Raw genomic sequence first — 221 nt, 5'->3', positions numbered from 1 at the left:
TTATCACTGTGATGGACCGTGCCGGACGGTCGACGGGCCCATAACGCCTGCTCCAGAGCATCCAGCACGAATGTCGTTTCCATGGACGATGAGACCCGCACCCCACGATGTATCCGGCAAACACATCAATGATGAACGCCACATAGACGAAGCCCTGCCATGTGCTGACGTAAGTAAAATCAGCCACCCACAGCTGGTCAGGTCGTTCTGCCACGAACTGA

At 55.7% G+C, this 221-nt stretch carries 1 pseudogene; it reads right to left on the bottom strand.

Annotated features, from left to right (window positions below):
* Nucleotides 1-221 (bottom strand): annotated as a pseudogene (locus tag BHE85_RS26990) (DDE-type integrase/transposase/recombinase); the annotation flags it as partial.

The sequence above is a fragment of the Shigella sp. FC1567 genome (genome assembly GCF_001743015.1).
Taxonomy (GTDB): Bacteria; Pseudomonadota; Gammaproteobacteria; order Enterobacterales; family Enterobacteriaceae; genus Escherichia; species Escherichia coli.
Note: the sequence above shows the minus strand (reverse complement) of the source record. Positions and strands in the feature narration are given on the sequence as shown.